This is a genomic window from Caldalkalibacillus uzonensis (assembly GCF_030814135.1).
Lineage (GTDB): Bacteria > Bacillota > Bacilli > Caldalkalibacillales > Caldalkalibacillaceae > Caldalkalibacillus > Caldalkalibacillus uzonensis.
In genome coordinates this window covers 24148-38159 of sequence record NZ_JAUSUQ010000015.1, presented here as the reverse complement: position 1 = coordinate 38159, position 14012 = coordinate 24148, and the positions used below count along the sequence as shown (strand labels likewise).

Annotated in this window: 12 protein-coding genes and 1 pseudogene; 7 read left to right on the top strand and 6 right to left on the bottom strand. The window is 45.6% G+C overall.

Annotated features, from left to right (window positions below):
• Positions 1-11 precede the first annotated feature (11 nt).
• From J2S00_RS16555 to J2S00_RS16535, 5 genes are all read left to right on the top strand, one after another.
• Entirely contained in the window at positions 12-1337 is a 1326-nt protein-coding gene (locus tag J2S00_RS16555; RefSeq protein ID WP_307342472.1) for an FAD-dependent oxidoreductase, read from the top strand.
• 60 nt (positions 1338-1397) lie between these two features.
• Positions 1398-3065: a DUF4127 family protein gene (locus tag J2S00_RS16550; protein ID WP_307342363.1), complete on the top strand. Its 1668-nt coding sequence runs from the start codon at positions 1398-1400 to the stop codon at positions 3063-3065.
• An 82-nt stretch (positions 3066-3147) separates the two neighbouring features.
• On the top strand, positions 3148-4104 hold the full coding sequence (locus J2S00_RS16545; protein ID WP_307342359.1) for an alpha/beta hydrolase: 957 nt from the start codon (positions 3148-3150) through the stop codon (positions 4102-4104).
• Positions 4105-4125: 21 nt separating this feature from the next.
• On the top strand, positions 4126-4434 hold the full coding sequence (locus J2S00_RS16540) for a 4a-hydroxytetrahydrobiopterin dehydratase (protein ID WP_307342354.1): 309 nt from the start codon (positions 4126-4128) through the stop codon (positions 4432-4434).
• On the top strand, positions 4431-4928 hold the full coding sequence (locus tag J2S00_RS16535) for a glutathione peroxidase (protein WP_307342351.1): 498 nt from the start codon (positions 4431-4433) through the stop codon (positions 4926-4928). The genes J2S00_RS16540 and J2S00_RS16535 overlap by 4 nt, the downstream gene beginning before the upstream one ends.
• A gap of 103 nt (positions 4929-5031) precedes the next feature.
• Here the strand turns inward: J2S00_RS16535 and J2S00_RS16530 are convergent, their stop codons facing one another.
• From J2S00_RS16530 to J2S00_RS16515, 4 genes are read right to left on the bottom strand one after another with little or no spacing between them, the layout of a single operon-like run.
• The gene (locus J2S00_RS16530) at positions 5032-5748 is read right to left on the bottom strand and encodes a hypothetical protein (protein WP_307342348.1); all 717 of its coding nucleotides are present in this window, start codon (positions 5746-5748) and stop codon (positions 5032-5034) included.
• A complete protein-coding gene (locus tag J2S00_RS16525) occupies positions 5748-6491 on the bottom strand; it encodes a hypothetical protein (protein ID WP_307342345.1) in 744 nt (247 codons plus the stop codon). The genes J2S00_RS16530 and J2S00_RS16525 overlap by 1 nt, the downstream gene beginning before the upstream one ends.
• Positions 6472-7374: an ATP-binding cassette domain-containing protein gene (locus tag J2S00_RS16520; protein ID WP_307342342.1), complete on the bottom strand. Its 903-nt coding sequence runs from the start codon at positions 7372-7374 to the stop codon at positions 6472-6474. Before J2S00_RS16520 ends, J2S00_RS16525 begins: the two co-directional genes overlap by 20 nt.
• The gene (locus tag J2S00_RS16515; RefSeq protein ID WP_307342469.1) at positions 7374-7763 is read right to left on the bottom strand and encodes a GntR family transcriptional regulator; all 390 of its coding nucleotides are present in this window, start codon (positions 7761-7763) and stop codon (positions 7374-7376) included. The genes J2S00_RS16520 and J2S00_RS16515 overlap by 1 nt, the downstream gene beginning before the upstream one ends.
• A 205-nt stretch (positions 7764-7968) precedes the next feature.
• On the opposite strand from J2S00_RS16515, the pseudogene J2S00_RS16510 reads away from it, so the two are divergent.
• Positions 7969-8878: pseudogene (locus J2S00_RS16510) on the top strand (S66 peptidase family protein).
• Between the two features lie 125 nt (positions 8879-9003).
• On the top strand, positions 9004-11076 hold the full coding sequence (locus J2S00_RS16505) for a sigma-54-dependent Fis family transcriptional regulator (RefSeq protein WP_307342339.1): 2073 nt from the start codon (positions 9004-9006) through the stop codon (positions 11074-11076).
• 94 nt (positions 11077-11170) lie between these two features.
• Here the strand turns inward: J2S00_RS16505 and J2S00_RS16500 are convergent, their stop codons facing one another.
• Positions 11171-11674, bottom strand: coding sequence for an acetone carboxylase subunit gamma (locus J2S00_RS16500; RefSeq protein ID WP_307342467.1), 504 nt, complete (start codon positions 11672-11674; stop codon positions 11171-11173).
• Positions 11675-11726: 52 nt separating this feature from the next.
• Entirely contained in the window at positions 11727-14000 is a 2274-nt protein-coding gene (locus J2S00_RS16495) for a hydantoinase B/oxoprolinase family protein (protein ID WP_307342336.1), read from the bottom strand.
• Positions 14001-14012 lie beyond the last annotated feature (12 nt).

Sequence of the window (14012 nt, the reverse complement as noted above, 5' to 3'; positions counted from 1 at the left end):
TGTTGACCACGATGTATGATGTCATTGTGATTGGAGGAGGCCCTGCAGGAATCAATGCGGCGATTGCCGCTGGCAGACAGCAAATGAAGACGCTTATCATTGAACGTTACGGTTTTCTGGGTGGAATGTCAACGGCCGCATTGGTTTACCCGTGGATGACGTTTCATAACAGTCAAGGTGATCAAGTCATTAAGGGGATTGCACAGGAAATTGTCGAAAGATTGATGGAACACGGTGGATCACCCGGTCATTTAAGAGATACCATCGGTTTTGTTTATTCCGTGACGCCTTACCATCCGGAAATATATAAAGTGCTGGCCTTTGAAATGCTGCGAGAAGCAAATGTAGATGTCCTGTTGCACAGCTATGTTGACGAGGTGGAGACGGATGGAGACCGGATTCAATCTGTTTCAGTTACTGGAAAATCGGGACGAAGGAAACTTACGGCCAAGGTGTTTATCGATTCCTCAGGTGATGCGGATGTGGCCTATTTGGCAGGAGCGCCTACGGTAAAAGGGAGAGAGTCGGATAACAGGACCCAGCCGCTGACCATGAAATTTAGAATGCGGAGTGTTGATACAGAAAAGATTAAAGCGTATATCAAAGCTCATCCGGAACATTTTTATGAGAAAACTCTTGTTGATCGGTTGGATGAGTTACCCTTGACAGCGGTGCAAGGATTTTACCCCCAGTGGGAAGCAGCCAACCTTCCCATAAATCGTGATCAAGTTCTGTTTTTCATAGGACCGGAAAAGGACGAAGTGTTAGTAAATATGTCCCGTGTGCAAGGCTATGATGGGACAAAAACAGAGGACCTCACACTCGGAGAATATGAGGGACGAAAACAAGTTTTGATGATTGCCGAATTTCTTCAAAAGCATATTCCCGGTTTCGAGCAGGCATCCATTTCAAACGTTGGGACTCAAATCGGCATTCGTGAGACGAGAAGAATTATCGGGCAATACACGTTAACAAAAGACGATGTGGTCCATGCACGCAAATTTGATGATGTTATTGCTAAAAGCGGTTACCCCATTGACATTCACGACCCAACAAAGAAGGGATTACAAGTTGCCTTTGTTTCCGGCGACGGTACATTTGATATCCCTTACCGCTGTTTAGTTCCACAAAAAATAAGTAACCTCTTGGCAGCAGGACGTTGCATATCAACCACTCATGAAGCGTTTGCTACGACGCGCTTAACACCAAGCGCAATGGCGACTGGACAGGCTGCAGGAACAGCAGCAGCGCTGGCCATCAGAGAGGGGATAAGCCCGGGGGAAGTAAACATCAATGTGTTGCAGGATCAATTGCGAAAAGACAATGTGGTTTTATAAGCTGCCCGGCAGTAACCGGGCAAGCTTTTAAATCATCACCAATATAAATGGAGGGATACGATGAAGAAAGTTAAAAAGTTAATATGTCTCATGATGGTGTTTTCTCTCTGTACGACAGCATTTTTCAGCTTGCCAATGAGCGATGTTCATGCTTTAGGAAAACAAGGTAAAGTTAAACCTTTAGCGACAATTTTACTTGTTCCACTCGATGACCGCCCCGCTAATATTTATTTCCCCCAACACATCGGTAAAGCGGCAGGGATTGATGTCTTGATTCCTCCAAGGGAAAAATTGGGTTATTTTACATCCCCGGGGGATGGAGAAGCCATAGGTGAATGGTTGCTGGAACAAGGGGATCATGCAGATGCTTTTGTAATTTCAGTCAGCATGTTGGCGTACGGAGGTTTAATTGCGTCAAGAACAGGGATCCAATCTTATGAAAAAGCAGTTGAAAATGTACAGATCATTAAAAACATTAGAGAGAAATATCCGGACAAACCGATTTATGTTTATGATACGATCCAACGGTTAGCGGTCACCGCCATTAGCGATGAGTATCTTGAATATTACAATGAAGTTAGAGAATGGGCCATCCTATATGATAAAGTAGTGAATCTTGGCATGGAAGAAGGAAGAGAGAGATTGGAGGAATTGCAGCGCACGATACCGCCTCATGTCTTGGAAGATTATTTAAATGCCAGAGCAAGAAATCATCAAATAAATCAACTATTGGTGGATTGGGTGGATGAAGGGATAATAGATTTTCTGATTCTTGCTCAGGATGATGCTGCTGAATACGGACTTCATCGAGCGGAAAGGGAGGTCTTGGTTAATAAAATAGAACAGCTTCAAGTACAGGATCGGGCATTTGTATTCCCTGGCGCTGATGAGATCGATGCCGTTCTGGTTGCAAGGTTTGTTAATCAATTATTGAAACAGTCGCCTGCTTTTTATGTTGAGTATGCAGGGATTCATGGATCAGAATGGATTGCTCCCTTTGAAGACACCACTTTTGACTATAATGTTGAAAAACACATTCTTGCCGCAGGCGGAACTATTGTAGAGAACCAAGAGGATGCAGATATTTATTTATTACTAAACACACCTTCTGACAACAGACCAGAAGATATTAATAAACTAGTTAATCGAATAAAAGAATTAATTGATTTAAATAAGCAGGTGGCCATTGGAGATGTGATTGAGGTGAACCGTTCTGAAGCCGTCTTTGTTGAAATGCTTCTGGAGCAAATCGATGTAACCAAGCTGCTTGCCTACAGTGGGTGGAACACAGCCGGCAATACTTTGGGGATTACCATTGGTCATGCTGCTTCACGCTATACATTCTTAGAACAAACGTCAGGGATGGGCGTTCCTCAATATTTGCATGCTGCTAAAGCCCATTATGAATTTTTACTCCACCGCTTTGCCAAAGATGACGGTTACAAAAATGTTGTCCATCCCAGAGCAAGAAACTTTATTCAGTCTATTGGTGGAAGCGAGTGGGACTTGGGAGACCATTATGATGAAGTTAATGGTTTTGTACAAGAACAATTAAAATCAGAAACGGAAAATTATTTTGAGCACTTCGCAGGTAAGGAAGTCTATATTGGTTCAAGAGGAAATAAAGATTTTTACGCAACAATTTCAAAATTAGAAGATGTCCACGTGAAGCTACCATGGCCTCGAATCTTTGAAGCGGAATTGGAACCTATCTTGATTCTAGAGTAATTATTTATAGACTCACTATTGTTGAATATGTCCACAGACAAGGGTGGTATTGTTTCCTAAGAAGGGAGCTAGGGCTTAGCAAATGTCTGCCATTACCTTTACATTTACAGCACAGGATGGTGTGCAGATTGTTGCCAGAAGATGGGTGCATGATCAGGTGAAACCCAAAGCGGTTGTCCAAATTGCCCATGGCATGGCCGAACATATTCAGCGTTACGACCAGTTTGCCAGGCATTTGGTCAAACATCAGTTTGCCGTATATGGTAATGATCACCGGGGACATGGTTTAACAGGTCAAAAAATGGGCATAGCTGGCTATTTTGCAGATGAGGATGGCTTTGATAAAGTGGTCAGTGATATGCTGCAACTGACCAACATGATTAAAACAGAACATCCAGGTGTTCCTGTATTTTTGTTTGAGCACAGCATGGGTTCCTTTTTGGCCAGGAGATATATCCAGTTGCACGGTGACCACATCCAAGGGGTGATTTTATCTGGAACAGGGGGAGACCCTGGTCTGTTGGGCAAGCTGGGAAAACTTGTTACCCAGTATGAGATCAGGAAGAAAGGAAGAAAAATACCCAGCCCGCTGTTAGACAAACTGACGTTTGGCAGCTTTAACAAAGGTTTTAAACCAAACAGAACAGCATTTGACTGGTTAACAAGGGATGAGCAGGAGGTGGATCAATACATCAAGGATCCCTTGTGCGGAGGAATATGTACAGCGGGCTTTTTCTATGATTTGTTTCATGGTTTGCAACTGATCCATGATCAGGGACAGGTTGCACAAATACCTAAGAACCTGCCCCTATTGTTTATATCCGGAGATCAAGACCCGGTAGGAAAACAGGCCAAGGGTGTCCTGGCCGCTGTTCAGATGTATAAACGGGCCGGGCTGAAGCATGTGTCATACAAATTGTATCCAGATGGACGCCACGAAATGTTGAATGAACTTAACAGGCAAGAAGTTTATGCAGATATCGTCAGCTGGCTGGAAGAGCAGCTTGAGCAAATCAATTCCATGACATTGGGATTGTAAATATTTCAAGGAGGAGATCACATGCGTTTGGAAGAACAAGCCATCACCGAGCATCTTGCTCAGCTTAAAACGTGGAAGAGGGACGGCAAGTGGATTGAGCGCAAATACCGCTTTCAAGAATTTATGGATGCCATTGAGTTTGTCAATCAGATAGCTCAGGTAGCTGAATCACTCAATCACCATCCCATGATCCATATTGAGTACAAACTGGTCACTCTGCGCTTAACCAGCTGGCATGCTGGCGGATTGACCGAACTGGATTTTACTTCAGCTGAGCGCTATGACCAGCTGTATGAGGCACAACAAACAGGAAAAGGGGAAGCACCATGAGTATCTATGATTTTACTGCCCGCTTGATTAATGGCCAAGAGCAATCTTTGGCAGATTACAAGGGACAGGTGGTTTTAATTGTCAACACAGCCAGCCGCTGCGGTTTTACACCACAGTACCGGGAGCTGGAACAACTCTACCAAACTTACAAGGATCGAGGATTTGTTGTGCTAGGTTTTCCTTGCAACCAGTTCATGAACCAGGAACCAGGCAGTGAGGAGGAGATTCTTTCTTTTTGCCAGACGAATTACAATGCCACGTTTCCCCTGTTCGCCAAGGTGGAGGTGAAAGGGAATTCAGCCCACCCCTTGTTCCGCTATCTGACCCGGCAAGCGAAGGGGATCTTCACGGATGAAATCAAATGGAATTTCACCAAGTTCCTGATCGACAAGGATGGCCAGGTTGTCAAACGTTACGCGCCCACTACCTCACCTCTAAAAATAGCTCCCGATATTGAGCGTTTATTAGGGCAGGGTTCTGCCACCAATGCTTAATCCACAAGTCCTTTTTCAGACTGTGCAGGGAGTAAAGGGAAAAGGGGGCGACGGTGACGCCCCCTGTAAACTCAAGAGCACCGATGCTTAGCCGGCTAATAGGCTACTGTCCAACCCAGCGGATAGGCAGATTGTCACTGGCCTCAAGTTCAATATGCTGGGGCAGGCGGATATACAAGGCACTGGCTCCTGGGGAAGACACTCCCTCAATATATTCCGGAGCACTGAACTGTTTGATCGTAAATGCCTTACTGAAGTGAGCCAGCCGCAGCTCTTGATGATCCGGAAAATGGATGAACAAATGTTCTCCCTGTAAGTCAACGCGAGGAGTGTCGAGTTGATCAGTCACATCGAGCCTCTCTATTACTGTTGGTGTCATTATGTACCGCACCTCAATCGCTCCCTCAGTGTCATCTGTTTGTTCAACGATAAGTTCTGAACCCATTTCTTCGGGATAAACGGTCTTATTCAGCTTAATGTAGAGACGTTCAACATATGTTTCAAACCGCCATTGTTCCCGGAAGTCATCCTGTTCAAGCTCTGCTAGTTTGCCTTGCTCTACAGCCCGGTAAAAATCTAATCTGCGCTGTTCTGCTTCCTCGTAGCTGATCGTCCTCAGCTCAGAGGTCTCCTTTATAGGCAATACATAATAGAGCGCCAGGGCGAGCAGCAAGATCAACAAGTATGCACCACTTAACCATTTGAGACGGTTCAGTGTCCAGAAGCGGTTACCCCTTTTCAACAAGCGTTGTATCAAGATGATCATCAGAACGAGAATCACAATTAACAGCAGTAAACTCCACACAACCACAACCCCCATTATTGTCTCACCTCCAGCCGGTTGGAAATCAGTAGGGCAGTGCCAAACAGCAGGCTTGAACTGGCCGCTACTTTGATGACAAAGATAACAAATGAATCCTCATTTGTGAAAAATTGGGCCAGCATGATCATAATTGGTAATCTGGGACTTCCTGTTTCCATGATAAGCATGGCCAACACTAATGCTGGGAGTACAAACTTAACGGCCTTGTGCAGTTGTGAGAGCATACCGGCCAAAAAGCCAGCTGAGCTGAGGAGAATCATGTACAAACTGGCCGCGGCAAGGCCGAGCAGCAGTTCAGGCAGTGAAAGCGTCTGCTGGAATACCAGATCCTGATAGAGTATGTACCCAGCCACCAGTTTAAGGACAAAACCGCACAACATAGCTGTGACGCCCCCAATCACACTGGCCGTGAGCAGAAAAAGGATATTGGACAAATGACTGCTCATCCGGTTGGCCACAAACACAAAATCGGCGTCCCGGTAAGGTTGGGTGGTGACCGTCACAGCAATAATAAATACCCACATCAGGCTGAATATAATAATGAAATTGGCGGAGAAATGATTCACATGAATATAGATATGATCAAAATACGTTGCGAACTGGCCCACTCCATTAAGAGAAAGGAGTAATCCTAGCAGCTGCACGGCAATTAATGACCCAAATACGGTAAAATAGGCATGCAGTTTGTAGCGGTAGAGTTGCTTGACATTGTGGGCCAGGCTAGTTGTGGTTAAAGACATCATCAATGCCTCCTTGTCTCGTTTTGGTCAGATAGACGCAAGTTTCATCTGTGGGCACAGACAATATTTCCACCTGTTGCTGACGAAGAGAGCGCAGCAGATCCTCCGGCAACTCATTCTTCACGACCACAGTGAGGCTGTCAGGGCCCAGCGGTTGCTGGTCAATGACCAGCTTTGTCTCTAACACAGGTGCCAGCGCGTCTTTTTTACCTCTCAGCCGGATCACCAGCCGGCTTAATTCCTCCACAGGCAAATGCACTTTTTTTTGTCCCTTATCGAGCAAGATAATCTCTTCCAGGATCTCTTCCAGCTCGTTCAGCAAGTGACTGGAAATGATCATGGTGCGGGGATGGTTGAGATAATCTTTGAGCAACACCCGGTAGATATCCTTACGTACCGCTTTATCCATCCCTGTGGTTGGCTCATCAAGCATCGTTAAGGGACAGCGGGCAGCAATGCCAATAATGGTGTACAAGGTGCTTTGTTGCCCTTTGGACAATGTATTCGGGTAGACTTTGGAATTCAATTCAAAATATTGACACAAGCGTTTGGCCAGTCCATGATCCCAGTGGGGATAAAATAGGGCCATGCTATCCATGATCTCGGCAATGGTCAGCGTGGGTATAACAGGCAGGCGGTCATTGGTCAGAATCATGTTGCTAGAGACTGTCAGATTGTTGAAAGGCGGCTCTCCAAAGACCTTGATCTGGCCAGCCGAGGGTAAAAGATAGCCAGCGATCAGTTTCATCAGAGTCGTTTTGCCAGCCCCGTTGCGCCCAATCAAACCGATCAGTTTGTTTTCTCCAATGGTCAAGGAAAGCTGGTCAATCGCTGTGGCAGAACCATATACTTTGCTCAGCTTTTCCGTTTCAATGACATGCATCAAGATTCCCCTTTCCCCTTGCGTTGTTGATATGAAGATTGGACTAAAGACAACAATTCAGTTTCACTGAGACCCACACGCTGGGCTTCAGTGATGAGCTCCTCAACCAGGTGGATTAAGGTTTCGTTTTTGCGCCTGTGGAGGATCAATTCTTTTGCTTGCGAAGAGACAAACATGCCTAACCCCCGTTTTTTGTAGAGAATGTTTTGTTCAGCCAACAATTTTAATCCTTTAGCTGCGGTAGCTGGGTTAATGTTAAACATCTCAGCCAGTTGATATTGGGAGTAAATTTTTTCATCAGCAGCAATATTGCCTGACAAAATCTCCGTTTCTAACCATTCAGCTATCTGAACATAGATTGGTTTCGTCCCATCTGGATTAATTGGCAAGGGCACATCTACCCTCCTTTTCCGATATAGTGCATTAGTGTTGTAATGTACTATATCAGATGTTGGAGATATTTTCAAGACACAAAATAAAAACTTTTATATGCCGGGTGTTACCTTCCTATTAAAAATAGGCATCAATGCTGGTGGTTTTAAAGCATATACATCTTAGCATGAATAAAATGAACATGAGTGCAGGAGGTAAAATATGGCCATTAAACCACCGTTGTTGCAGAGGGGAGATACCATTGGCTTGGTGACACCTGGCAGTCCTCTTGATGCGAACTTGATTAATGCCAGAGTACAAACATTGATCGCGATGGGCTTTAATGTCGTTTTTGGCAGGTATGTTTATGCTTTTGAAGGTATTGTCACTGCACCAGCTGAACAGAGGGCTGAGGACGTCATGACGATGTTTACGGACCCAAGAGTGAAAATGATACTGCCCACACGGGGTGGGACAGGAGTTCAGAACATGCTTCCCTATCTGGATTATGACGTGATAAGAGACAACCCTAAAATCGTCACAGGATACAGCGACATAACCGTATTACTTAATATTTTGTACCAGCTGAGTGACTTAGTTACCTTTCACAGTTTGATGCTGATTGATTTTCGGCCGGACACACCCGCTTATAATTTCGATCAATTTTTTACAGCAACCTCTACATTGACTGCACCCAGGATGATCCTCAATCCCCCGGGCATCCCCCTGATTAGCTTGGTTCCAGCAATGTCACTGCCCCTATCGTGGGTGGCAATCTAACCTCGATCGTCAATACGCTTGGCACACCATGGACGGGAAAATCCTGTTCTTAGAAGATACCAATACACCCACAACGCTGATTTACCGGTATTTAATACAGCTGTTGATGGCAGGAAAATTTGACAATTGTCTGGGCATTATCATGGGGGAATGCACCAATTGCCCTGTCTCTTACGGCACATCGTATCAAGATTTGATAAATGCTTTATTAGTGCCGTTAGGAAAACCGCTCATGACCAACCTGGCTACTGCCCATGGTTTCTATAAGGCGACTATTCCAATCGGTGCCACTGTTAATCTGGATACCGTCAATAATACTTTGACTGTACTTGAACCAACCGTTACCGTATGATGGTATAGTTCATTATGATTTGTCCACGTGGTGTTTCACGGGTAAACAAATGTTTTTTTACATATAAGACGAATTGATGTTATAATATTATAAATTGTGAGACATATTAAGTTGGAGGGATAGCTATGAAAAACCCCAACATAGCTATATACTCAACCCGTGAACTGGCTCAAAAAAACACTGAATTACAGTATGCATGGGAACACTTCGTTAAGGGAAATCCTCCCCCCGGCGGCAATCCTTTTACAGAGAAATTACGGGAAATAATCCTGCAATCATGGCAACGTTGTCAGGCGCTCCGCGTTGATCCAGGCCAAAAAGAAACAAAGCTTGCCTTGACCGACAAAGAGTTAACGGAGTTGCTCCAAAATTCTCAACTGTACCGGATTGCCAAACCGATTATCGATGATTTATCTTTTCATCTTTCAGGGACGGGTTACATTGTCACCTTATGCGATCAAAACGGCCGGATTATCTATCTGAAAGGTGAACGCCGTATTCTTAATGAAGCGGAAAAAATGAACTTTGTTCCAGGAGCAGATTGGAGTGAACAAGCAGCGGGAACGAATGCAATCGGCACATCTATCGTAACTAAACAACCGACGCAAATTTTTTCGGCAGAACATTTTTGCCAAGGATGTCACCCCTGGACGTGCTCATCTGCTCCCATTCTTCATCCATTTACCAATGAAGTGCTGGGTGCCCTTGATCTTACCGGACTTTGGCCTGATGCACAACCTCACACTTTAGCCACCGCTCTGTCCAGCGCTTTTACCATTCAGCAGCAATTCCAACAGTCATTGACCGACATGCATCACTATTTAGTCTCAAGTTATGATCAAGCCGTTAACCGATGGCCAAATGACGGTGTCTTACTCTTAAATCCGGCCATGGAAGTTGTAAAAGGTGATCCGCATATGCTTAAATATTTCCAACTTTCAAAATGGAAAGACTTGCAAAGTAAACCTGAATTCCACCCGCTTGTCAATGAACTTGTCAGGCATTCACAAAGTCCACCACAGCAGCAAAACAACACGAAAAGCGAAGTTGAATTACCTGCATTCGGATGTAACGCCTGCATTGAACGCCTGCAGTGCAATCAAGATATAGCCGGTTACTTAATCGTTTTTAAAAACATCAACAAGATTAACCGTACATTTTATCTTATTGATGATGTCCAGCCGTGGCAGCACATCGTTGGCCAATCCAACGCCATTAAAAATGTTATCCGTCAATGTCAGAAAGTGGCCCATACTGATGTACCCGTCCTGTTGACCGGTGAAAGCGGTACAGGAAAAGAAAAGATCGCCCGCACAATTCATGAGGCCAGCCCGCGTAAAAAAGAAACATTTTTGGCCATTAACTGCGGTGCGATTCCGAAGGAGCTTATGGCAAGCGAAATGTTTGGTTATGAACCTGGCACTTTTACCGGTGGCGCCAAAGCAGGAAAAAAGGGGAAATTCGAAGAAGCAGACGGCGGAACATTGTTTCTGGATGAAATCGGGGAAATGCCGTTGGATCTGCAAGTCTATTTGCTCCGTGTCTTACAGGAGAGTGAGGTATTGCGGCTGGGCGCTTCCGCCCCCAGGAGAGTCAATGTACGTATCATTGCTGCGACGAATAAAAATTTGGAGGAGATGGTCCGGGAAGGGCGTTTCCGCAAGGATTTGTATTATCGCTTGAATGTGGTAGACATACACATGCCCCCTTTGCGGGAGCGGAAAGAGGATATCCCTTCGCTGGCTCATTATTTTCTCAAAGAATATGCACGTCAACACAATAAAAATATTGACGGTTTGGATGAGAGTACCTTATCTCTGTTTGAATCGTATTCCTGGCCTGGAAACATCCGTGAGCTGCAAAACGTTATTCAATATGCCGTTATTTTTGCAGAGACAGCTTACATACAACCTCAGCATCTCCCGTCAACAATACGGCAGCAGGAAAGACATCGTGACCCTACTGAAGGTTATGGGCAGGGGCAGGAGACATCCGGTTTGTCCCTTAGTGAAGGGGAAAATGACCTCATCCATGCCCAGCAGCAAGACAAGAACTTATCCCCATTAGAAATCAAGGAAAAGAAATTGTTGCTCCAATTGCTCGATCAGACAAATTGGAATTTATCAGCGGTGGCCAAAAAATGCAATATTGCCCGGACGACGTTATACCGTAAAATCAAAAAGTACGGGTTAAGGTGAATCGGTTCAAAGTAAAATGGGGCTGTCTCCAGACTTTTGAGACAGCCCCTTCTTGTGTCTCAGGAACAATCTCAGTACAATAGCTTCTCAGATTTTATCCCTTTGACCCAGGGAGCGGTTTTTGCAACCATTCCGTATAGAACGTATCTATATCAGGCTCGAAATCTTTTATGACCGGATACCACGGCGTCACTGCTTCCACTTCGAGTTGGGTCGCACAGTTTGGACAATAATACTCACGTATAACCTGCCACTGTGGATCTGGAGCTAACAGTTTCGGATACAGTTCAGCCATTTTTTCCTCTGTATCGCGCACATGAATTAAGGCATGCAACTTCCAATTGTCGCGATAATCACAAAATTCGTGACCGCAATCGCACTTCACAATACGCTGACCATCCGGTTTTTGAACGATGTATAAGTGAAGTCCTGCCGGCAACAGGATCGGATCATCCCAGGGCACCCGTTCCTGCAATATGCTGATATACTTGTCAAAACGGTCCCTGTCCTTAAAGTTGGACAGCATTTCTTTTAATTTATAAAACTCGATCGTGCCGTCGATCAACTCCTCAATCGTCTTACGATCATAAACCGTCAAATCACTCACCCCACCGTCTGAATTTTGTTGGTTCTGATCTGCTCTTTTTATCCTAATTCCGCTTGATTTTAACTCCGAAGGTTGGCATATCCAACTCCTCTTCCTTTAACACCCAATCAGCAGGTAAAGACCAAAATGATTTAAACTCATTAAAGAATTTTTCACTCAGGCCGAAACTTGAAGCATACATATGCTGAACTTGTACGGACGCCTCTTTGTTGATAATTTTTTCTCTTTCTTGTTTCATCCACTCTTTGACCGGCACGCCCCGCTTTAGGCGCTCTCTTCTCTTTTCTTGGCGGCGTTGTGCTGTTTTTTCGACATCAACTTTGTAGGTGCCTGTTTCATCCTGATACACAACAGCGCCGTACACGCTCTCGGCAAACCGGGGCAGCAAGTGACCTTCGTTCAGGTCTGCTTCGATCATGTGCGGTTTTCTTTCCAGTGGATCACCGAATCCCGGGCCTCCGCGTAAATAATTGAGATACAGATCATAGTTTTCAAAGATGGTTTCGGTCGTAATCGATTGTTTGTCACGAACGACTTCTTTGGCATTCATGACTGTTTCGTATTGAGGGTTGTCAGGATCCGGATCGCCGCCAGTCGGAATGGGTAATCGTTTTTCGATCCGCTCTTTAATGTCCGTTCCGTGCGCCTCAAAACGATAGCCTGATGCGGCCGGATAGCCGCCCATCAGCCCGCAATCACTGGAGATATAACCGTTACCCATGAAAAACATGGTCCAGTCTTTGGCGCCATATACTAAGCGTAATGTCTCGTATCCGCTGCCTCCCCGGTATTTGCCGTAACCGCCCGTGTTGGGCTTGATGCTTCTGCCTAAATAGATGAGCGGTTCGGCCAATTCCCAAATTTCCATATCGCCCATGTCGCCTTCCGGATTCCAAATAGCTGCGGCGTGGCTGATTCCATCCCGTACGGCACTTGCCCCGACACCTTCAGCAGCTGATTCAAAACTGTTCACAGCGTGGTTTTCGTTAAACTGATTGTAACCGCCGCCTTGCAGCCAGTTGGATGTATTGGCATTTCCGGCGTTGACTTCTTCCAGATAGCCGCGGGCAAAATAATTGCGGCTCAAGGCCCGCCATAACGGACTCCAAGCGGAGACGAGGAAGTGCCAAGCGTAACTGTGCGCTGTGCGGATGTCGTCGGGATTTAACCAAGAACCATATGGCAAATCGAACTGACTGGCGTAATAGGCGCCGTCATTGACCCGGTCATTTGGGATGAGCGTTTGAGACATCATCACCCAAATGCCGCTCGTGATGGAGACTGGTGTGGCATTATAACTGTGCCATCCCCAACGGTTAACCCCTTCGAAGTCGATCTCGAATTTGCCGTCTTTATGCACGATGACCTCCGTCGGTGCGTGCATGATCGTATCCACCTTAGCATATGGCGGAACATCCAAATTTTTATACGGCACGTCGACAAAGGAGACTTGGCGGTATCGTCCCGGAATGAGCAAGGTTTTGACTTGATTAATAAAGCCCCGTCGTCCGTCTTCGATCACTTCGCGGATAAATTGCTTGTAGGCCTCGATGCCTTCTTCATTGACGATATCGAGGACGAGGTCGCGTATCATGTGGCAACCGGCGAGACGAGTTCGTTCGTCCAACAGCCAATATTTGGTCGTACGCACAGAGCGTTGGCTTTCAATGAGCCAATCTTTGAACAAAGTGTCATTCGCGCCAATTTTCCGGCAAGCCACCTGATACCCGTCGTCATAGCGTGTGACTGGTCCTACGGTCATGCTTCCAGGTGCCGTTGCGCCCACATCGATGACATGGGTAACGCCGCCAACCCAGCCGATCAATTCCCCGTCATAAAAGATGGGTACAATGGTGTGCACGTCACACGGGTGTACGTTTCCGATTTGACAGTCATTATTACAGAAGATATCACCGTCTTCAATCCCGGGGTTGTCTTCATAGTCGTTTTTGATCATGTATTTGATCGCTGCTCCCATCGTCCCGACGTGTATAATAATCCCCGTCGAAGTGACGATAGAGTCTCCTTCCGGTGTATACAGCGTAAAGCAAAGTTCCCCTTCCTGTTCAACAATCGGGGAGGCGGCTACCTTTTTGGCCGTTTCCCTGGCATGAACAACCCCACCGCGCAATTTGGAGAAGATTTTTTCATAGCGGATCGGCTCTGCTTCTTTAAAAGGCAGTTCTTTCAATCCCGCATAATGGCCTGTGGCCCTGCTGATCTCATCAATCTCCATCCTCATTTGCTTAAGCGTTTTTCCGTCCCAACCGATGGGAAATTTATTTTTACGATAAAGCTCTTCCTCTCGAATGGCCATCGAAATTCCTCC

Excerpts from the sequence above, each read along its gene's own strand:
- J2S00_RS16540 (WP_307342354.1), top strand. The coding sequence starts at position 4,126 with ATGCGTTTGGAAGAACAAGCCATCACCGAGCATCTTGCTCAGCTTAAA.
- J2S00_RS16530 (WP_307342348.1), bottom strand. The coding sequence starts at position 5,748 with ATGGGGGTTGTGGTTGTGTGGAGTTTACTGCTGTTAATTGTGATTCTC.
- J2S00_RS16550 (WP_307342363.1), top strand. The coding sequence starts at position 1,398 with ATGAAGAAAGTTAAAAAGTTAATATGTCTCATGATGGTGTTTTCTCTC.
- J2S00_RS16535 (WP_307342351.1), top strand. The coding sequence starts at position 4,431 with ATGAGTATCTATGATTTTACTGCCCGCTTGATTAATGGCCAAGAGCAA.
- J2S00_RS16520 (WP_307342342.1), bottom strand. The coding sequence starts at position 7,374 with ATGCATGTCATTGAAACGGAAAAGCTGAGCAAAGTATATGGTTCTGCC.
- J2S00_RS16545 (WP_307342359.1), top strand. The coding sequence starts at position 3,148 with ATGTCTGCCATTACCTTTACATTTACAGCACAGGATGGTGTGCAGATT.
- J2S00_RS16525 (WP_307342345.1), bottom strand. The coding sequence starts at position 6,491 with ATGTCTTTAACCACAACTAGCCTGGCCCACAATGTCAAGCAACTCTAC.
- J2S00_RS16495 (WP_307342336.1), bottom strand. The coding sequence starts at position 14,000 with ATGGCCATTCGAGAGGAAGAGCTTTATCGTAAAAATAAATTTCCCATC.
- J2S00_RS16555 (WP_307342472.1), top strand. The coding sequence starts at position 12 with ATGTATGATGTCATTGTGATTGGAGGAGGCCCTGCAGGAATCAATGCG.
- J2S00_RS16505 (WP_307342339.1), top strand. The coding sequence starts at position 9,004 with ATGAAAAACCCCAACATAGCTATATACTCAACCCGTGAACTGGCTCAA.